Annotated in this window: 21 protein-coding genes; 16 read left to right on the top strand and 5 right to left on the bottom strand. The window is 38.3% G+C overall.

What is annotated here, in order from left to right:
- Positions 1 to 9: 9 nt before the first annotated feature.
- The 7 genes from BK585_RS18035 (at position 10) to BK585_RS18005 (ending at position 4691) form a co-directional block, all read left to right on the top strand.
- Positions 10 to 453, top strand: a complete 444-nt coding sequence (locus tag BK585_RS18035; protein WP_078555329.1) for a chemotaxis protein CheW — start codon at positions 10 to 12, stop codon at positions 451 to 453.
- A 36-nt stretch (positions 454 to 489) separates the two neighbouring features.
- Positions 490 to 849, top strand: coding sequence for a response regulator (locus BK585_RS18030; protein ID WP_078555328.1), 360 nt, complete (start codon positions 490 to 492; stop codon positions 847 to 849).
- A gap of 22 nt (positions 850 to 871) precedes the next feature.
- Entirely contained in the window at positions 872 to 1336 is a 465-nt protein-coding gene (locus BK585_RS18025) for a chemotaxis protein CheX (protein WP_078555327.1), read from the top strand.
- 305 nt (positions 1337 to 1641) lie between these two features.
- Positions 1642 to 2727 carry an MBL fold metallo-hydrolase gene (locus BK585_RS18020; protein WP_078555326.1) on the top strand — a complete coding sequence of 362 codons (1086 nt, stop codon included), beginning with the start codon at positions 1642 to 1644 and terminating at the stop codon, positions 2725 to 2727.
- A gap of 10 nt (positions 2728 to 2737) precedes the next feature.
- A complete protein-coding gene (locus BK585_RS18015) occupies positions 2738 to 3001 on the top strand; it encodes a DUF3006 domain-containing protein (protein WP_078555325.1) in 264 nt (87 codons plus the stop codon).
- Positions 3002 to 3023: 22 nt separating this feature from the next.
- Complete coding sequence (locus BK585_RS18010; protein ID WP_078555324.1) at positions 3024 to 3515, top strand: cation:proton antiporter regulatory subunit; 492 nt, start codon at positions 3024 to 3026, stop codon at positions 3513 to 3515.
- Positions 3516 to 3518: 3 nt separating this feature from the next.
- Entirely contained in the window at positions 3519 to 4691 is a 1173-nt protein-coding gene (locus BK585_RS18005; RefSeq protein ID WP_245805861.1) for a cation:proton antiporter, read from the top strand.
- A gap of 29 nt (positions 4692 to 4720) precedes the next feature.
- Here the strand turns inward: BK585_RS18005 and BK585_RS18000 are convergent, their stop codons facing one another.
- Positions 4721 to 5077: a YhjD family protein gene (locus BK585_RS18000; protein WP_078555323.1), complete on the bottom strand. Its 357-nt coding sequence runs from the start codon at positions 5075 to 5077 to the stop codon at positions 4721 to 4723.
- A gap of 178 nt (positions 5078 to 5255) precedes the next feature.
- On the opposite strand from BK585_RS18000, the gene BK585_RS17995 reads away from it, so the two are divergent.
- The gene (locus tag BK585_RS17995; RefSeq protein ID WP_078555322.1) at positions 5256 to 5549 is read left to right on the top strand and encodes an IDEAL domain-containing protein; all 294 of its coding nucleotides are present in this window, start codon (positions 5256 to 5258) and stop codon (positions 5547 to 5549) included.
- Between the two features lie 85 nt (positions 5550 to 5634).
- On the opposite strand, the gene BK585_RS17990 is transcribed toward BK585_RS17995, so the two are convergent.
- Together BK585_RS17990 and BK585_RS24175 are read right to left on the bottom strand one after the other, a co-directional pair.
- Positions 5635 to 6798: an NAD(P)-binding domain-containing protein gene (locus BK585_RS17990; RefSeq protein ID WP_078555321.1), complete on the bottom strand. Its 1164-nt coding sequence runs from the start codon at positions 6796 to 6798 to the stop codon at positions 5635 to 5637.
- Between the two features lie 407 nt (positions 6799 to 7205).
- Positions 7206 to 7382, bottom strand: a complete 177-nt coding sequence (locus BK585_RS24175) for a hypothetical protein (protein WP_170885641.1) — start codon at positions 7380 to 7382, stop codon at positions 7206 to 7208.
- A 245-nt stretch (positions 7383 to 7627) separates the two neighbouring features.
- Here BK585_RS24175 and BK585_RS17985 point away from each other — a divergent pair, with 245 nt between their 5' ends.
- The 8 genes from BK585_RS17985 (at position 7628) to BK585_RS17950 (ending at position 18975) form a co-directional block, all read left to right on the top strand.
- Positions 7628 to 8806, top strand: a complete 1179-nt coding sequence (locus BK585_RS17985) for an acetyl-CoA C-acetyltransferase (RefSeq protein ID WP_078555320.1) — start codon at positions 7628 to 7630, stop codon at positions 8804 to 8806.
- A gap of 487 nt (positions 8807 to 9293) precedes the next feature.
- Positions 9294 to 10838: an acyl-CoA carboxylase subunit beta gene (locus tag BK585_RS17980; protein WP_419095575.1), complete on the top strand. Its 1545-nt coding sequence runs from the start codon at positions 9294 to 9296 to the stop codon at positions 10836 to 10838.
- A gap of 14 nt (positions 10839 to 10852) precedes the next feature.
- Positions 10853 to 12904 (top strand): acyl-CoA mutase large subunit family protein, encoded by a 2052-nt coding sequence (locus BK585_RS17975; RefSeq protein ID WP_078555318.1) that lies wholly within the window; start codon positions 10853 to 10855, stop codon positions 12902 to 12904.
- A gap of 43 nt (positions 12905 to 12947) precedes the next feature.
- The gene (scpA, locus tag BK585_RS17970; protein ID WP_245805918.1) at positions 12948 to 15044 is read left to right on the top strand and encodes a methylmalonyl-CoA mutase; all 2097 of its coding nucleotides are present in this window, start codon (positions 12948 to 12950) and stop codon (positions 15042 to 15044) included.
- A 19-nt stretch (positions 15045 to 15063) separates the two neighbouring features.
- The gene (meaB, locus tag BK585_RS17965) at positions 15064 to 16092 is read left to right on the top strand and encodes a methylmalonyl Co-A mutase-associated GTPase MeaB (RefSeq protein WP_078555316.1); all 1029 of its coding nucleotides are present in this window, start codon (positions 15064 to 15066) and stop codon (positions 16090 to 16092) included.
- A gap of 57 nt (positions 16093 to 16149) precedes the next feature.
- Positions 16150 to 17196, top strand: coding sequence for an EAL domain-containing protein (locus BK585_RS17960; protein ID WP_078555315.1), 1047 nt, complete (start codon positions 16150 to 16152; stop codon positions 17194 to 17196).
- Between the two features lie 184 nt (positions 17197 to 17380).
- Positions 17381 to 18151 carry a TatD family hydrolase gene (locus BK585_RS17955; RefSeq protein WP_078555314.1) on the top strand — a complete coding sequence of 257 codons (771 nt, stop codon included), beginning with the start codon at positions 17381 to 17383 and terminating at the stop codon, positions 18149 to 18151.
- A gap of 20 nt (positions 18152 to 18171) precedes the next feature.
- A complete protein-coding gene (locus BK585_RS17950; RefSeq protein ID WP_078555313.1) occupies positions 18172 to 18975 on the top strand; it encodes a hypothetical protein in 804 nt (267 codons plus the stop codon).
- Between the two features lie 80 nt (positions 18976 to 19055).
- Here the strand turns inward: BK585_RS17950 and BK585_RS17945 are convergent, their stop codons facing one another.
- On the bottom strand, positions 19056 to 19787 hold the full coding sequence (locus BK585_RS17945; RefSeq protein ID WP_078555312.1) for an NADPH-dependent oxidoreductase: 732 nt from the start codon (positions 19785 to 19787) through the stop codon (positions 19056 to 19058).
- 58 nt (positions 19788 to 19845) lie between these two features.
- The gene (locus BK585_RS17940; protein ID WP_078555311.1) at positions 19846 to 20754 is read right to left on the bottom strand and encodes a DMT family transporter; all 909 of its coding nucleotides are present in this window, start codon (positions 20752 to 20754) and stop codon (positions 19846 to 19848) included.
- Positions 20755 to 20867: the final 113 nt, after the last annotated feature.

Raw genomic sequence — 20867 nt, 5'->3', positions numbered from 1 at the left:
GGAATATGAGTGTCCACTGAAACAGAATTGAATACAGCTTTAAAGCTAATCGTTTTTCAATTAAAAGACCAGGAATATGCGATAGAGGTTGAGTATGTACAATCGATCGAACGGATACAAAATGTAACACGTATCCCGAGAACCTATCCTTTTGTAACTGGTGTTATGAATTTACGCGGTGTGATTACACCTGTGATAAATTTAAGAAAACGCTTTGGCATTGAAGAAAAAGAATATGATGATGCTACAAGAATCCTTGTCGTCTCAAAAGATGACATTGAAATGGGATTTATTGTTGATGGCGCAAATGATGTAATTGACATTCAAAAAGATAAGATTGAGCCAACTCCTGAAGTGGTAGGGGGCGTAGAGGCTACGTATTTACGTGGTGTCGTAAAAATTGGAAGTCGATTGTTCACGTTATTAAATTTAGAAAAAGTAATTACCGAATAAAAAGTAAAAAAGAAAAGTCTTGTGGGGTGGTATAATATGGCATCAGTATTGATTGTAGATGACGCAGCATTTATGAGAATGATGATTAAGGATATATTAACTAAGAATGGTTTTGAAATTGCTGGTGAAGCAGCTAATGGAGCAGAAGCAATTGAAAAGTACAAAGAGTTAAAACCACAACTAGTAACAATGGATATCACAATGCCTGAAATGGATGGAATTCAAGCGTTAAAAGAAATTAAAAAAATCGATAGTAATGCAAAAGTGATTATGTGTTCGGCTATGGGGCAACAAGCGATGGTTATTGATGCTATCCAATCAGGGGCTAAGGATTTTGTAGTTAAGCCATTTCAAGCTGACCGTGTCATTGAATCAATAAAAAAAGTGTTAAGCTAAAGATTGGAATGGTGGGGGTCTAATGGAAGCAAAACATGTAAATGCAATCACACGTGCAACTAAAAATATACTAACAAGTCATCTAGGTTTAGATGTGAAGCTCTTAAATCCATTTGTACAAAAAAACGTTATCCCTTCTAATAACGTCGCAGTTATTCTTGGAATTAACGGTCAATTAGAAGGGCAGTTAATCTGTACGATGGACGAAACAACTGCAATATCGATTATTTCGACAATGATGGGCGGCATGCCGGTTGAGGCGATTGATGATATGGGTTGGAGTGCAATTCAGGAATTTGGAAATTGGGTTGGAGGAACAATGGCAACGGAATTATCATTAGATAATACTATTATTGATGTAACACCACCCGTTGTGAACAACGGAAGCTCCACATTTCGTTCTGCATCATCATTTATAACGTTACCTTTAGAGAGTTCAATAGGTAAAATTGATGTTCATATAACAATAAAAAAAGTAAGTGCATAACCGAAAACCCTAGACACCGCTATTGTCTAGGGTTTTTGATTTTGTAGGTGATATCAAATGAAGACCAATGGTACCTATGGAGGGCACTGAAAACTTCGATTTTAACTTTTACAGTGCCCTCTAAGCAATGTGCGTAACCGTTGCATTTCTTTAAAGCCTGCTACGAACGGGCTTCTCGTAGCAGGCGGGCAGCTGTGGAACCATTGCAACCAAAATTAATGGCATTGAAAAAGGTGGTTTGTACTTTTTCAGTGGCTTCGTACCTATGTTATACTCTTTTAGAGAAAAAAAGGTGAGGGGAACAGATGAAATATATTTTATATTGGTGTGTGATTTTATTAATGTTTGGTTGTTCAGTTGAAGCTGAACAAAATGTGGTTGCAATAGCAACATATACAGAGCCGCAAGAAGAGCTCATTGTCCATTTTATAGATGTTGGCCAGGGAGATGCTACATTACTTCAAGGCCCTAATTTTACAATATTAATTGATGCTGGGCGACATGACCAAAATGACCTGCTGACTTATCTAGAACAAGCAGGAGTTACATCATTGGATTTGATCGTTGGTACACACCCGCATGCTGATCATATCGGGCAAATGGCCCAAGTTTTGCAACAGTATGACGTAAAAGAAGTGTGGCTCTCAGGCGATGAACATACATCAAGAACATTTGAAAGGGTCATAGATGCGATTGTTGATTCGGGAGCGACGTATTATGAGCCACGTGCATTCGAAACATTTGAAATTGGTTCGTTGAAACTTGAGATCGTAAATCCAGAAAAACTCACAGGAGATTTTCATGAAGGGTCGATAAGTCTTCGAGCGATTTATGGAGATATTTCCTTTTTATTTACGGGAGATGCTGAAGCTCAAACTGAAGCAGAAATGATATCACGAGGTCATGAATTAAAATCTCACGTTTTCCAGTTAGGGCATCATGGATCTACGACATCCAATACTGAACGGTTTTTACAAGAAGTTCAACCAGAAGTAGGTATTATTTCAGCTGGTGCTAATAATCAATATGGACATCCTCATAGAGAAGTTCTAGATAGCTTTCGCGAACGCAACATTCCATTGTATGGCACAATCGAGTATGGAACGATTCTGGTTGTTACAGACGGAAAGAGTTACGAGATAGAAACTCAACGAATAGAGGAAAGAAAGATTGAAAATGATGAAAATAGGGAACATGTTATGTGCATTGATATAAATTCAGCTTCTATTCAGGAACTTGAAAAAATTGTTCATATCGGAAAAGAGCGTGCCGAAGCACTCGTTCAACATCGACCATTTAAAAAGGTAGAGGAATTAACAAAAATAAATGGAATAGGTAAAGGTAGACTAGCCGAAATTGTTGATGAAGGACTAGCATGTATACAAAATTGAGGTGATATCAATGAAAAAGGCAATACTTGACCGAATTGTTGATAAAAAGATAGGAGTATTATTAGTAGGACCAACGGAAGAGGAATATCATCTCTCGCTCCAAGAACTTCCGACTAATGTAAAAGAAGGAATGGTTTTTCGAGTTGAGATTATTGAAAACAAAGTAGTTGTTAAAGAAAGAGTGGAAAACGAAGAAAAAGAAATAAAATCAAGGATTAATAACAAAATGGACAAGTTAAGAAATAATCCAAAAAGTAATTATAAGAAGTTATAAAAAATTGATCGGAGGACTACATATGCAAGTCAAAGTAGCTGATTTACCTGGTATTGGAAAGAAAATGTCATTAATAACAGCTGAAAAAAGCATGATAGTATTAATCATTCATCATACGGGTAAAAGAGAATTATACTTTTTTCAAGATGCAGATGATGATGAAGCTGACTTTTCAATTAATCTTACGGCGGATGAGACTAGAGAGTTGGGAGCGCAACTGTTAGGAGCTGTATTTCAACCAATTGATGCAGATAAGATGGTTCTATTTAAAAGCCAAATTGTAATGGAATGGATTGAGCTTAAAAGTGAGTCACCTTTAACAGAAAAAACAATTGGTGAATCTGAAATAAGAAAAAGGACAGGAGTTTCGATTGTAGGAATATTTAGAGATAGCGAAGTGATAGCTAGTCCTGAAGTCAGTGAAAAACTAAAAACTGGAGATACCATTATGGCGATAGGAAAAAGTGAACAAATCCAACAATTTGAAAAATTGTGCGCTGGGAAGGTGGTGTAACGGTTGGAACTCCACATACCAGAAATGCTTGGAGCAGGACTCATATTATTGCTTTTATTCACTGTTGGTTTTATCGGTACAAAAGTAAAAATACCTGGAGTCATTATTTTTATCCTGTTAGGGATTACTCTTGGTGGTCTCTTATCTGGGTCACATCTTCTACATTTCGTAGGAGAAATTGGGATTGTCCTTCTTTTTTTTATGCTTGGAATGGAATTTCCAATTAAACAACTAGGTGGGGTTGCTAAAAAAGTAACGGGAGCAGGAACTTTAGATGTGCTTCTAAGCTTTGGGGTAACAATGGGAATTTGTCTTTTCTTTTTTGATCCTCTTACAGCATTCTTAATAGGTGGTGTAGTATATGCAACTAGCTCCTCTATTACAGCGAAACTACTTGAAAGTTCAAAGCGAATGGCCAATCCAGAATCAGAATTTATACTTGGGTTGCTTATATTTGAGGATTTGGTAGCACCCGTTTTAGTTGCAATTTTGGTCGGATTGACAGCTGGAGGAATGGTTACTGCTACTGGGATGACCTTGCTGGTGTTAAAGGTAGTGGCCCTTACTTTGGGAGCAATCTTTATTGGACAACTTGTATTTAAAAAGCTATCTACATTTTTTGATAAATATATGAGTAGTGATATTTTCATTTTATTTATCGTGGGTCTTGCCCTTGCTTACGGTGGTCTTGCGCTATATCTAAACCTTTCAGAAGTCCTTGGAGCATTCTTAGCAGGAATAATGATAGCCGAGGTAAGAAGAACACATCAATTGGAACAATTAATCTTACCAATAAGGGACATTACATTACCACTCTTTTTTCTTTATTTTGGTACAACGATTCAATTTGGAGAAGGAATACCTTATGTAAGTTTGCTAATTAGTTTGTTGGTATGGTCAATAATTGCTAAGATTTTAGTTGGATTTTATGGGGGACAGTGGTACGGCTTATCTAAGAAAGTTTCGTTACGAGCTGGTTTTTCATTGACTCAAAGAGGAGAGTTTTCGATTATTATTGCGAGCCTTGCAACGGGGTCGGTAAAAGTGTTTGGTAGTTTATTTATATTAATATCAGCAATCATTGGGATTGTGCTATTCCAGTTTGCTCCTAAGATCTCTAAAAAGGTGTATGGCATAAAACCAAAACCTCAAAAAATAAAAGTACCAGGAGGATAATCCAAGAATTTACTTGACCTTTTGGATACTTATGCCTGTTTTGATTGCTTAAAGTACTTTGACATATATTGAAATACTTCTTTTTTTAGATGAATGTTTAGGTATTGGTGGGTTTCATGGTAGCCACGGCAATAGCTATCGAAATAACTAAACATTCCATCGTTTTTATTTTTACGAACTGAGAGTTGTAGTTTGTGCATGTTTCTTTTTAAAACTGCTAAATCACGTTGAATTGTTGTAAGGACATTGTAGGTAATGTCTAGGTATGGTTCTTGGAATTTCAAAGAAGCTTTCTGAAGTGTGTGTAAATCAACTTCAAGGGCTTGTTTGGCAATCGAAAGTAGAACATATTGATGAACAATAGCTTGCTCTTGTTGTGTTAGCAAAGTGAATTCCCCCTTCGGACGAGAACTTATGTTCGTGTTAATAGTATATGAAATCTATTTAGAAATTACAACCACTAACATTTTTTTCTAAAATGGTGTTTGAAATATGTACATAAGGGTATTACATAAATAGATAACTAAAACATAGACAAACTTAGTAGATGAAGGTGGGAAAACGATGTTTAATTACGCCATGGAAAACACGCTAAGAAAGCAACTGAAAAATCTTAAAACGGGACCAAATCCATCCCTTAAAACAGTCTATTCATTGTATGCAGAAGCAATTGTCGAGTATTCCGTTTATCATTTTGAGAAGCAGAGATATATAAAAGCGATTGATAAAGCGTTAGAGAGAAGAGAAGAACAAGCCTTTAGGAGATTATCTCAGGACTATAATGTGTTTTTAAAACAGTACCAAGAGGGAAAATTGATAAGAGTGCAAAAGCTAGAATGGCATCTTACTTTCGAGTAGTTTTATAACTATATGAAACCGCTTACAGTATTGTGTAGTGGTTGAAGGGCACTTGAAAACTATCTTCAAGTGCCCTTCAACGTTATTATTCCACTGCTGCTATAATTCTTTCGGCCCCTCTTCTAGCTCCAGCAATATTTCGTGCTACGGGACCTATTTCAAGCTCAGCTAAAGGTCCAAGAACAAATAATCCTCTATCCCATTGCAGATCTGGACCAATGATTGGATAGCCACACTTTGCACAACGTAGCCCCTCGGTTTCCACTATCGGATGGATCCACTCGATTCCTGGTATCGTTTGATGAAACCCTGTAGCTAACAGAATGGCGTTAGTTTTTTTCGTTGCTTTTGAAGTAAGTGATAACTCGATTTCATTATGAGTAGTCTTAGCATCAATCACCTCATCGATCTGAATAGAGATTTTTCGTTCGCGTTCCGCTTGAAGAAGTCTAGTTTTTAATTCAAGTGGAAGCGAGCCACGATGACGTGCTTTTTTTATGATGTCTCTACGCTGTTCATAGTTTGTAACTTTTGAGAAATCTCTCATATATTTGGGTCCAAGCCATCCAGGGTCAGAATCAAATTGATGAACCCTAAGTGGATGCCGAGTGAGCAATGTAACCTGGCCAGGAATAAGGTTCCCCCATTTCATAGCAAGATGAGCAGCGCTAATACCACCACCTATGATCGTAACTTCACGAGTTGATTGTAGCTTTTTTGGACTGTCTTCGAAAACATGGAAAACAGAAGCACCATCATTTTTTAATTGAGCAGCCCATTGAGGCCAGTAAGGGTGATCGCTAAGCCCTATTGCAATCACAACATTTTTGCTTTTAAATTCCTCGCCATTCTCTAAGGATATTTTCCAATGAAGATTTTGTTTTTGTAACCTTTTCACACGACCTTGAACCCAACTTTTATTGATTTGAATTTGTTGAAACACGTGTTCACAGTGCTCATTAAACAGGGAAATGTTTGGACGGTCATAGGGTGCTACTAGGAATTCCTTTTTCTTTTTCTCTTTGGCGTATTTCTCAAGTGCGAATGGTTCTGGTTCCAAGTGGTGAATGGAAGGAGAACGCAAATAAGGCATAGAGATAATACTTGTACACTGAGTCCATCTCGCTAAGGGGGCAGGATGAGGGTCAATAATTGCCACCTTGTCAGAAGCGACTTTTTTCTTTAACCTTAAGTAACTTGCCATAGTACAACCTTGAATTCCCCCACCAATAATAAGCCAGTCTAGCATAGTTGTCCTCCTTGAATTTGAATAATAAGCACAAATCGTAATAATTACTATTTAATATACCGTTGAAGAGAGTGAAAATCAAGGAGAACTCATAAAAAATCACCTGGGAAGGGTTCGAATACTGATTCAGAGCAGGTTAGATTATTAAAGCAATGAATACGTAAACAGAGATAGGCAAGAACCTTGAAACGGACAGGCCCAGGTAGAAAAGCAAAAGCGGGAGTCCGAAAAAGGAGAGAATACGGACAGGCAAAGACTAAAAAAACATAGTCAGAGTCCGTAAAAGAAATAGGACAGAAGTAAAATCAAGTCAATCACCAACGTAGGAGCGTTATTAAAATCAATAAGTAAGAATAAAATAAAAAAGTATCCCAATAGGTAGAAACCTTCTGAGATACTATTGTCTATTATGTTAAATGATCATAGGCATTTTTTAAAATGGGTTCACGTAAAATATACGTATGGAACACCACTTCCATTGCTTTTTGTTCACATCCAATGATTCCTTTCATATCCTCCACAGTGTCGTGTAGGAAATGGTCCACTTCTAATAAGCGTTTCATCTTGGTTGAATTATAACTCATGTGTTCACACCCTTTTCGTTGATTTACATGTCCAAAATAGAAAGCGTTCTCACTAATTATTATATTACCATAAATTCAAAATGCTAAACTCCTATAGCCATAATTAGGTGAAAATCCAATGGAAAATTTACATTGATAATATTGTTTACATAAACGGTCTACTTTTAAGTAATAGCTTTAAGAAGAACATGCCTCAAATTATTGATATACTAAAGTAAATAGAAACATGGTAAGGTGGCGATGCTATGGAAGGCGTTTACATAGTTGATGGTGCAAGAACTCCATTTGGTTCTTATGGAAAAGCTTTTGCAACGGTGAGCGCAACGGAACTGGGTGTCCTCACAGCCAAAGAGGCTATTCAACGTGCTGAAATGGAAGCTAATGAAATTGACAACATTGTTTACGGCAATGTCATTCAAAGTAGTACGAATGCAGCTTATTTAGCTAGACATATTGGTTTAAATGCAAATGTTCCGATAGAAACCCCAGCGTTAACGGTTAACCGTCTCTGTGGCTCAGGAATGCAATCACTTATTTCAGCGGCTCAGAGTATGTTGCTGAATGAATCAAACATAGCGTTAGTTGGAGGGGCTGAAAACATGTCGATGTCTCCTCATGCCTCTTTTACAAGTCGGTTTGCTGGTATGAAATATGGGAGCATGGAATTTGTTGATATGCTAACCCATACGTTAACAGATGAGTACATTGGAACGGGGATGGGCATTACAGCAGAAACATTGGCAGAGAGGTATAAGATAACAAGAGAAGAGCAGGATGAGTTTGCCTTACAGAGTCAGTGGAGAGCGAAGGAAGCAAAAGACAAGAAATACACAGAGGAAGAAATCATTCCAGTCAACGTTGGAGCGGATACGGTGAGCTTTGATGAGCATCCGAAGCCTGATGTATCTAAACAACAACTTTCTCACCTTCGTCCTGTCTTTAAAAAAGACGGAACGGTTACTTCAGGAAATGCAAGTGGGATTAATGATGGAGCGGTATCATTAATTCTAGTAAACGGTTTGAAACGAGCCACAATGACAAAGAAACCACTAGCCAAAATAGTATCGTGGGCAGTAGCGGGTGTTGACCCAGCACAAATGGGGATTGGACCTGTACCAGCAATTCAAAAAGCATTGCAGAAAGCAAACCTAAGCTTGGAGAAAATTGACCGATTTGAAATAAACGAAGCATTCGCAGCCCAGTATTTAGCCGTGGAAAAAGAACTAGGGTTACAACGAGAAATCACAAATGTTAATGGAGGAGCAATTGCTTACGGACATCCTGTTGGAGCAAGCGGAACACGTATTGTCCTTTCTTTAGCATATGAATTAAAGAGAAAAGGACTTCGTTATGGCGTCGCGAGTCTTTGTATCGGAGGGGGCCAAGGGATAGCATTAATCATTGAAAATATCAACAACGAGTAGAAGGCGGATAACCGCTTTTCTACTCTTTTTTTATATGTGCGAAACAGATTTCTCTGCCCACCATTATCTTTACGGACACAGAGACCCTTATTCTTTGAAAAAACTCATTTTTTCAGGTGTAACGGACTCAGATGCACTTATTTATAAAAAACGCAGGTGAAAAGCTATTTTCCGTAGGATAGAGGAACGAGGGTCTGTTAGCAAACAGAAAACGAAATTTTTTTAATAATAGAGGAATGAGAGTCCGTTAGAAAAACAAAGACATTGAAAAAGAGTTTTTTTCAAACAAAGCGGTCTATCCATAGTCTCTCCAAAAAGGAAACATGTATAGACGAGTAGGTTCATAAATTAAGGAAAGAGAACGTTTTCGAGGGCACTGTAAAAGTTAAAAACCGAACTTTTTCAGTGCCCTCGCGTTTTCCCTATTCATAGTTTCTGATTAGTTGTTTACGAGGAATGCGACAATATAGGAGTGATGGCGGTGGATATGTTTGACAAAGTGGAAGAAATGGAAGAAAGACGGGACCACGTGAAACGAGGTGGGGGAGAAAGGAGAATCGAAGCTCAGCATGAGAAAGGGAAATTGACAGCGAGGGAACGGATTGAACTTCTTTTGGATGAAGGTACGTTTGTTGAACTAAATCCATTTATTGTAAAAACAAGTCACGAATTTGGGATTGCAGAAGCTCCAGGAGAAGGGGTTGTTACTGGGTACGGAAAGATAGATGGAAGACTTGTATTTTTATTTGCTCAAGATTTCACTGTGTTTGGAGGAGCGTTAGGTGAAATGCATGCCTCTAAAATTATAAAAATCATGGATTTAGCGGTTGAAAATGGGGCTCCGATTATTGGTTTAAATGATTCGGGTGGAGCGAGAATTCAAGAAGGTGTTTTGTCGTTGGACGGGTATGGCCATATCTTTTACCGTAACGCAATTTATTCAGGAGTGATTCCACAAATTTCTGTCATTATGGGTCCTTGCGCAGGAGGAGCCGTCTACTCTCCAGCTATCACTGATTTTGTATTTATGGTTGAAAACACGAGTCAGATGTTCATTACAGGGCCTAAAGTAATTGAATCAGTGACGGGAGCCAAAATTAATAGTGAGGATTTAGGAGGAGCAGCTGTTCATTCAGCGATAAGTGGGAATGCTCATTTTACCGCACCGTCGGAAGCAGAAGTATTATCTCAAGTAAGGCAGCTTTTATACTATTTACCATCAAACCATAAGGAGAAACCACCTTCCAAAAAATCAAGTAACTCTAGTTCAGCTGAAGAAAGAATTCAAGAATTGATAGATTTGGTTCCGATAGATGGGCGCAAGGTATATGATGTGCGGAATGTCGTTAAACATATTGTTGATGATGGAGAATTTATGGAAGTTCATGCAGCTTTCGCAAAAAACATGGTTACTGGTTTTGCAAGAATCGGTGGAGAAACAATTGGAATTGTTGCCAATAACCCGAAAATGATGGCCGGTGGATTGGATATTAATTCGTCTGATAAATGTGCTCGATTTATTCGCTTTTGTGATTGTTTTAATATCCCTCTCATTACCTTTGAAGATGTATCCGGTTTTATCCCAGGAGTGCAACAAGAGCACGGTGGCATTATTCGTCATGGGGCAAAAATCCTCTTCGCTTATTCAGAAGCAACGGTTCCTAAAATAACAGTCATCCTTCGAAAGGCATTTGGAGGAGCGTATGTCGCTCTTAACAGTAAGGCTATTGGTGCTGACTTAGTATTTGCATGGCCGAATGCTGAAATCGCTGTAATGGGTCCTGAGGGAGCAGCTACGATTATTTATGCCAAAGAAATAAGAGAAAGTGATAACCCAGAGCAAACCCGTCTAGAAAAAATAGAAGAATACCGTAGGCGTTTTGCCAATCCATATGTCGCATCAGCCAATGGAATTGTTGATGATGTAATTGACCCAAGAGATACGAGAAAAGTCATTCGAAATGGATTAGAAATGCTTCGAAATAAACAGAAATCATTACCTAAAAAGAAACATGGAAATATCCCATTATAGGAGGGAGATTGGCGATGACAAATAGTAACGATGTCTCATTCTTTTCAGAATTTCCGATACCCACCTATCAACAATGGCAAACTAAAATAGGGTTAACACAACAAGAATTCACGAAACAGCTCACAACGAGTCTTTATGAAGGGATACGCTTACAACCGATGTATCAACGTCAACACCTTTCAGGAATACCTTACCTTCATTCTTTACCAGGAGAATATCCTTTTATCAGAGGAACGAAAACAAAAAAGGACATACCATGGGAAATTAGCCAAGAAATTGATGACTCCCTTCCTGAAGAATGGAATAAAAGAGCCATCCATGCTCTACAAAACGGACAGACTTCGCTACATATCGTTTTATCTGAGATGACCAAGCGAGCAAGCATTGAATATGGAGAAGAGAACGGAACTGGTTTACATCTATATACGATAGACGATGTGGAGGCAAGCCTACATAATCTCTCCATCGTAGATAGGCCAGTACATATTTATTGCGGGGCGACCTCCCTTCCTATTCTAGCAATGATCGCTGCTGTAGTAGAAAAAGAAACGAAACCAATTCAACAAATAAAGGGTTGTATTGGAGCAGACCCTATTGGAGAGTGGGTTGAGCGTGGTTCGCTTCCTTATACAATTAAAACCTACTTTGATGCAGCTAAGGATGTACTGATCTGGAAAGAAGCCCATGTGCCTGACTTACAAACGATTCTTGTCCGTGGAGACGTGTACCATAATGGCGGAGCAAGCGCTGTGGAAGAACTTGCGTTTTCGTTAACCACAGGAATTGCCTATTTGCAAGAATTGACTGAACGAGGAATTTCGGTTGATAAGGCGGCAAGAGCGATTCGATTTTCTTTTTCGATTGGTTCAAACTTTTTTATTGAAATCGCTAAGCTTCGAGTGGCAAGGATGCTATGGGCTTCCATTGTTGAGAAGTTTGGAGGAGAAGAAGAAGCTCAAAAGCTATTTATTCATGCCAGAACATCGGCATGGACAAAAACAAAAGATGATATTTATGTTAACATGCTCCGAAGTACGACAGAGGCTTTGGCTGCAGCCATTGGTGGAGCAGACAGTATCCATGTAAGTCGTTTTGATGAAGCGAAGAAGGCGGCCACTAAGTTTTCAAGTAGAATGGCTAGAAATACTTCGATTATTTTACAAGAAGAAACGCATATCTCAACATACCAAGACCCAGCAGGTGGCTCTTGGTATGTTGAAAGAATAACGAAGGAATTAGCGGAAAAAGCCTGGTTGCTTATTCAACAAGTAGAAAAGCAAGGAGGCATCCTTGCATCATTACAAGCAGGTTTCCCCCAGAAATGTGTTGCAAAAACTAGGAATGAGAAACTAAATAACATCGACTCACGTGCAGATATAATGGTAGGAGTTAACCGTTATCTTGAAATCAGTAAGGAAAATGACATCAACCAACATCGTAACAAAGAGAAGTTTAAACAATGGTATAAGCAAAAAAAGAAAAACCTACAAAATGAACAAACAGACGGACATCTTACTATGGAAAGAGCCATTACCATGGCCCAAAACAACCAATCTATTGAAACGATTGCTCGTTCAATGGGTGGTCAAGTTGAAAGAGATGATAAGATTAAACCTATAAAAGCGACAAGAGCCTCGCAACCATTTGAAGACTTGCGAGAGGCTAGTAAACAGTATCAATTAAAAAATGGTGATTATCCTCTTGTATGTGTAGTAGCTGTCGGTACAGGTATGGATTATCAGAAGAGGTTTGAGGTGATAGCTGAATTTTTTGAAGCGGGGGCCTTTACTGTCAAAGAAACTGATATCACAGATATTTCAGAGACGGCTGTAGCGATTGTGATTTGTGGAAGTGATGAAGACTATAAGCAGAAAGCGAGCGCAGTCATCCTTAAAGCAGTGGAATCCAACAGTAATTGTTCATTGTTTGTGGCAGGAAATGTTTCTCCACCTCTTGAGAGAAAGTTCATTAGTAAAGGAGTAGACCAATTCATCCATGAAAGGACACCGTGCTATTCCGTCTTGGCTACTTTACAACGGCAGAAAGGAGTGAGGAAAGATGAATAAGCCTGAGTTTCAAAATCTTTCATTTGAACAGCTACTTTCAAAGATGACTCCCCCTCCCGATAACTCAAAACCTATGAAAACAACAGAGAGTTATTATACGCTAGAAAACGTAAAAGGAATGAACCACCTTGATTTTGTGTCAGGAATTCCACCTTTTTTTCGTGGTCCGTATCCTGCGATGTATAAAAGAAAGCCTTGGACAATTAGACAATATGCAGGATATTCTACCGCTGAGGAAAGCAATGCGTTTTATCGAAGAAACTTAGCGGCTGGGCAAAAAGGATTGTCAATCGCCTTTGACCTAGCTACACACCGAGGGTATGACTCCGATCACCCTCGTGTAGAAAGTGATGTTGGGAAAGCAGGAGTGGCGATTGATTCGATTTTAGATATGAAGATTTTATTTGAGGGAATTCCATTAGATAAAATGTCAGTGTCGATGACAATGAATGGAGCCGTTCTTCCTGTACTTGCTTTTTATATTGTCGCAGCTGAAGAACAAGGCGTTAGTCAGAAGCAACTTTCAGGGACGATTCAAAATGATATTTTAAAAGAATATATGGTGAGAAATACGTATATCTATCCACCTGCCACATCGATGAAAATCATTTCAGACATATTCGAATATACGTCGTCACACATGCCAAAGTTTAATAGTATTAGCATTTCAGGGTATCACATGCAAGAGGCAGGTGCGACCGCTGACATAGAGCTTGGCTATACGCTTGCTAATGGATTAGAGTATGTGAAAACTGGAATAAATGCAGGGATAGATATTGATAGATTTGCGCCAAGGCTTTCTTTTTTCTGGGCCATTGGGATGAACTACTTTCTAGAAATCGCTAAACTAAGAGCAGCTCGTCTATTATGGGCTAAAATAATAAAACCATTTAATCCTAAGAATGATAAATCACTAGCATTACGAACCCATTCGCAAACTTCTGGATGGAGTTTGACCGCACAAGACCCGTTTAACAATGTAACGAGAACATGTATTGAGGCGATGGCATCTGCGCTTGGCCATACCCAATCGCTTCATACAAATGCCTTGGATGAAGCGATTGCCCTACCAACTGACTTTTCAGCTCGAATTGCCCGAAATACACAACTATATTTGCAAGAGGAAACTGGAATATGTAATGTGGTTGATCCATGGGGAGGCTCATATTATGTTGAATCCTTAACCACAGAGTTATTAGAAAAAGCTTGGGAACATCTTAAAGAAATAGAATCACTAGGCGGAATGGCGAAGGCAATTGAAAGTGGACTGCCCAAAATGAGAATTGAAGAAGCAGCGGCACGTCGGCAAGCGCAAATTGATTCAGGCAAGGAAACGATTGTCGGAGTTAATAAGTATGCTCTCCCGCATGAGGATGAGTTAGAAATTTTAACGATAGATAATTCAGCTGTTCGCCAAGCGCAAATTGAGCGACTAAAGCAATTACGTAAAGACCGTAATGAAAATAAAGTGACTTCTACACTAAATGCCATCACAAAAGCAGTAAATACAGGAGAAGGAAATCTCCTTGAACTTTCGATAAAAGCAGCGAGAGCAAGAGCCTCTTTAGGAGAAATATCAGCTGCGATAGAAAAAGTATCTGGAAGACATCAAGCAGTTATACGTTCAATATCTGGAGTGTATCGTTTAGAGTTTGGTGAAGAGGAGGATGTTATTACACAAGTTCAAAAAATGACAGATGAATTTGCGGAAGTAGAAGGAAGACGACCTCGTATTTTGGTGGCAAAAATGGGCCAGGACGGACATGATCGAGGAGCAAAAGTAATTGCTACGGCATTTGCTGATTTAGGGTTTGATGTAGATATTGGACCATTGTTTCAAACTCCTGAAGAAGCAGCGTCTCAGGCTGTTGAAAACGATGTACATGTTCTTGGGATGAGCTCACTTGCTGCAGGACATAAGGTATTGCTACCTAAAGTTGTATCGGAGCTATCAAGGTTAGGTAGGGACGATATTATGGTTGTCGTAGGAGGCGTTATTCCACAACAAGATTATCCTTTTCTATATGAAAACGGAGCAGAAGCAATTTTTGGTCCAGGAACGGTTATTCCAGTTGCTGCTCAAAAGGTAGTGGAAGAAATAAAGGCCCGCCTCGGTCATGATGAGGATGTAAATCAATGACTAAGGAGGATAAAAAACAATGAAAAATCCTCAAAAACATAGACCAATGCGAAAAAACGTATCTATTGATGACTATACAACAGGAATCCTCTCTGGCAATCGAACGATACTAGCCCAGGCGATAACCTTAATTGAAAGCAAATCTAGTAAGCACTTAGACATAGGTCAAAAAGTCATCCAATCGATTTTACCCCATACAGGCAACTCGATTAGAATTGGGATTACAGGTGTTCCAGGGGCAGGGAAAAGTACGGTAATTGATTCGTTTGGAATGATGCTTTGTGAAAAAGGTCATAAGGTTGCCGTCCTTACAGTTGACCCATCAAGTTCGAAAACAAAAGGAAGTATTCTTGGAGATAAAACGAGAATGGATAAGTTGTCAAAACACCCTAATGCGTATATAAGACCTTCACCAACAAATGGAGCGCTCGGAGGAGTCACAAGAAAGAGCAGAGAGAGCATTTTACTTTGTGAGGCAGCGGGATATGATGTCATTATTGTCGAAACCGTTGGAGTTGGTCAAAGCGAGACAACGGTACAGTCTATGGTTGACTTTTTTTTGGTGATGGTGTTGACAGGTGCAGGGGATGAACTACAAGGAATGAAAAAAGGGATTATTGAGATGGCTGATGCTATTTTTATCAATAAAGCAGACGGAGAAAATGCAAAAACTGCCAAGGCGCTTCAAGCAGAGTATAATCAAATTCTGCAGTATTTCCCTTGTAGTTCAGAAGGGTGGAGAACTAAAGCCTTTACTCTTTCTGCTCTAACAGGTCAGGGAATTGAGCAAATGTGGAAGATTATTTTAAACTTTACGAGAACGACAAAACCAAATGGAAACTTTTATAATCGAAGGAAGACACAGCAACTCGAATGGTTACAAAGTCTAGTGGAGGATGAGGTACTGCACCATTTTTATCACCACCCAGACATAAAAATAGTGTGGACTAAGTTATCAAGGCAAGTAGAAGACGGAAGCATATCCCCAACTCAAGCGGCTAGAGTATTATTAGAAAAATATAACAGTATGTTAAAACCTTTAAATTAACAGTATGTTAATGTATAATAGGATAAATGAACTAGAACTTGAGAAGGGGATACTTAGATGAGTTGCATAATGTGCCACGCAATACCTACTTTGTCTGAAGAAGGAGTCCTATTACTTTATAAAAACAATGACCCCGAAGCAATAGAAGCCCAATTAACAAATCTAGCTGTTTCCTTTGTAAGAGAGGATAAGTTAGTAAAATGTGAGTACTCTTCTCTGACCCAATTAGAAGAAATGATTATGAATTTAAAAAATTATTTTAAAAATGAAAAAAAAGGACATATACAAGGAACATGGACAAGTAACGATGCTCATGTGTATCCAAATATGGTTTCACTTGAGGAGTTAGCAGAAAGGGTAACTAAAAGAAATTATTTAAAAATTATTAATGAAGGCTTATTTACGCAACATATACAACCTATTCTCTCATTCGAGACAAACGAAATTTTTGGTTATGAGTTTTTGCTGAGGCCGAATACTACGGATCATCATTTTTATCCTGCAGAGTTATTTTCCTTTTCTAGAGATGCAGGATTACAAACCTTACTAGACTCCCAGGCAAGATTAACAGCTATCGAATTAAGTTCAACTTTACTACCTAAAGGTACGAAAAGGTTTATAAATTTTTTACCGTCATCCATTTATGATCCGAGCCATTGCTTAAAAACGACGTTTAAAGCGGTTGAGAAATATAATGTTGACCCAAATGATTTTGTCTTTGAAGTGGTCGAAACAGAGAAAATTGAAAGCATTAAACATTTGCAAAAGATCCTAAGTGTATATCAAGAACATGGGATGAAAGTGGCTCTTGATGATTTAGGTTCTGGCTATGCAACATTGGATGTATTACGAGAATTAAAGCCGAATTATGCAAAAATTGACCGTAAGCTTATTGACCATTGCGACCAAGACAGAAACAAACAAGCGAAGCTTAAAGCCATTAATGAATATGCTAAAGCGTATAAAGTAACGCTTCTTGCTGAAGGAATAGAAAGAAAAGAAGAGCTTGAGTATTGTCGCTACTTAGGAATTCCACTAGCACAAGGCTATTACATTGGCAAACCGGCTCCATCTCCATTACGAGAAAAAGCTATCAAAGGATAAGTATCCTTTGGTAGTTTTTTTGTGAAGTTTTAAAGAGGTTAAGTAGTTATCCAAGTCGATGTTAGAAAAAGGAAAAAGGAAATATTCAAACCATACAGAATAAACTAAAGAATAGAATTTGTTTTGTACTTTTTTAGTGGCTTCATTTTATTACTCACTTCATATGGAGAGGAAGAACTATACCGTGATTGATGCACATATTCATCTAGACCAGTATGAAGATAGCTTTCTAGACCAGCAAATAGACAACTGGTTATCAAGAGGGATAACTAACGTAGTGGCGGTATCTACAAATTTAGCTTCTTCTTATCGAACGCTTGAATTAAAACAAAAGTATCCTAGTTTTGTCTTAGCGGCTATCGGATATCATCCAGAACAAAAACCTGTCGCTCCAAAAGAAAAGCAAGAACTTTTTCAATTAGTCAATGCCGAGAAAGAGAGTATTGTTGCAATTGGTGAAATTGGTTTACCCTTTTACATAAAAGAAAAGTTATCACTAAACGACATATTGCAATACCGTGAAGATTTTCAGGACTGGATTGAATTAGGCGTGGAATTGTCATTACCACTTTCTATTCATGCTGTTCATAGTGAAGCTACTACAGCGTTACATCTGTTAAAACAAGTTAAAGGAGTGCAAGCTCATTTTCATTGGCTAAAAGCACCGGAACCAGTAGTTGCAGGTATTATTGAACAAGGGTATATGATATCAGTTACCCCTGAAGTATGCTACCGTAGTCGGGACCAAGAGCTTGTACAAAAAATACCGATGGACCAATTGTTACTTGAAACGGATGGACCTTGGTCGTTTGCTGGGCAATTTAGCGAAAGAAAAACAACACCGCTCTTTTTATATGAAATGGTTGAAACTATAGCCGAAATGAAAAAAAAGGGGTGTAGCGAATTAGCCCACAAGTGTCAGCAAAACAACAATCGTTTTTATAAACATTCCTAGAAAAAAGTGAGGTACATTTGATGACAACAGGAAAAGCATTATTATCTGAGGAAACGATTCAAACATTAAATTGTATTCATGCCGGTATATTTGTGGCTAATCTTCAGCATGAACTTGTCTGGATAAATGATGTTGCTAGAACGATATTGAATGATATGAAAGAAGATATACACATTACTAGCCCAGACGATGTCATTGGCAAACATTTAAGTGAGTTTCATAGTAACTTTGCACATAAACAAAGAAATATATTAGAAGGTATAAATATGCCGTATTCTTCAAAAATTTCATTATGGGGTAAATATACAGCCGAAATCTCGATTTCAACTTTACAAAACTTACAAAAAGAAACGACTGGATATTTATTAGTATGGAATGATGTAACGGTTAAAGAGGAGGTAATCAAGAAAAACCAACTCTTACTTGAAGAATTATCGACCCCAATTATGCCGACTATCATCGATGATGCTCTTCTCGTACCATTAATTGGGTCTTATGACCAAACCCGCTTTGATGCACTCCAGAAAAAGCTATTAAATGCATGTGTGCAGGGTGGTATAGACTTTATCGTTTTTGATTTTAGTAGTATGAAAATCATTGATAATGACCAGTTAGTCATGCAAATAGAAATGTTATCAGAAGCGGTTGCATTAGTGGGAGCAGAACCTGTCTATGTAGCGTTTCCAAAGGATATGGTTAAACAGTTTGTAGCAAACGGAGTCCGAACAAACAAAAAAGTATTCCGGACATACAAAGTGGCCTTAGAATATTTAATGAAACAAAAAGGGTACGATATTGTAAAAAACGACCAAATTAACAAGTAAAAAAAGGGAGGACACTGAAAAAGTTAAACTAACTTTCAGTGCCCTCTCTTTTGTCGTCCGTGAAGCCAATGCCATGGCTGTTAAAGTGTATTTTTAAAAGAAAAACCCTGTCTTTCTAACATAGCCGCCGTGTATGAAGTGAAAGGCATGGAATAGAAAGAGGCAACTCGCTCAGTCCAAGAAGGACCTTGCCCATTGCTGTAGTCAATCATCGTACGGTTATATGAAACGATTTGGTCTATAAGGTCTTGTTTATACGTCTCTTCATGAAAGACCGCTTCTTTTGCAAAACGTGGCTTTAGCTCGGGATTTTGATTAGCGTATCCTATACATAAACCGGAAATCGGAAGAACGTATTTTGGTAAGTCTAAGAGCTCAATGACTTCTAATGGATTTTTTCGGATGCCTCCAATAGGGACGATACTGAGTCCAAGTGATTCTGCTGCTGCAATCGCATTTCCCATCGCCAAGCCAACGTCGGTAGCGCCAACAAGAAGAGCATCAATATCATCGCTAACGGCAAAGCTTGTTTTTTCCATTGTACTGGCGAGACTAGCACGATAAAAGTCAGCACAAAACACAAAAAACACAGGTGCTTCTGCTACAGCAGATTGATTTCCAACTAATTCTGCTAATCGCTGTTTTGTAGTTGAATCTTTTACAACGACAACAGACATTTGCTGCCCATTAATCCAAGATGGTGCCGCTTGAGTTGCATCAGCAATTTGGTCAAGTAATTCGTTGTCTATTGTCTGTTCAGTAAAGCTTCGGATCGAACGATGATTGGTTAATGTTTCAATAACGTTGTTCACTCTAATCCCTCCATTTCTCTATATATAAACAATACAATGGAAGACCTTGAGGAGCAAATTAAACCGCTTTTTTTACTGCTTCTTTTTCGGAATGTTTGGCTTTTTCTTGAACAATGATGACTGCAGCAATGACCATGACTATTCCTACCGTTTGCCAGCTAGTAAGTACTTCTTGAAACAGCAATACCCCAATTAACACGGCAACTACGGGTTCAATCGTTGCGATAATTGATGCCCGACTAGATTCAACTTCATGAAGTCCACGGGTATATAAGATAAATGCCAAAACCGTCGGTAAAAATCCTAACCCTATTCCATACACCCACACGGCAGGTATGGAAAAAATATGTGGGACTGTCCATAGTTGACTAAGCGGAAGTAAAAAAAGAGCTGCATAAATAAAAGTATAGTTCGTGACTGTCATTGGATGGTACTTTCTTAAAGCTACTTTTCCAAAAATGCTGTATAAGGCATAACCTAAACCAGAACCAAGACCTACGATAAGTCCATATAGTGAAATGGTAGAATCAATCGTTGGTAAAAATCCAATCACAAAGCTACAGCCTACTAATGTGACAGCAAGCGAAGTTACTTTTCGAATGGTAAACCACTCTTTAAAAAAGATTCGGGATAAAATCGTTACAAAGGCTGGACCAGTATAAAGTAAAATCGCAGCAACAGAGATTGAAGTTTCTTGGATGGCCGCAAAAAAGCACCAGTTAAAGAACACAATACTTAAAATGCCAGTACCGACAAAATAATGACTATCTTTGACATTCACAATTAACCAATTCCGATTTTTGATAAGAGAGAACAACACAAGAATCATCGCTGCAGAAGTTACACGTATCGTTGTCACTTGTAATGGGGTTAGTTCATAATCATACAAGCGTTGAACAAAGAAACCAATCATACCCCATAATGTAGCGCCTAGTGCGATTAGAGTATAAGCAACACGTTTATCCATATATTCACCTCATATTAGTAAAGGACATAAAAAGAAGGGAGAGGGTGGACCAAAAGGTTGTTTTGAGGGCACTGAAAAAGTTAGGTTTTAAACTTTTTCAGTGCCCTCTTTTT

It is taken from the genome of Bacillus alkalicellulosilyticus (assembly GCF_002019795.1).
Taxonomy (GTDB): Bacteria; Bacillota; Bacilli; order Bacillales; family Bacillaceae_F; genus Bacillus_AO; species Bacillus_AO alkalicellulosilyticum.
The sequence above is the reverse complement of the archived record's forward strand: the minus strand, read 5'-3'. Positions and strand labels throughout refer to the sequence as shown.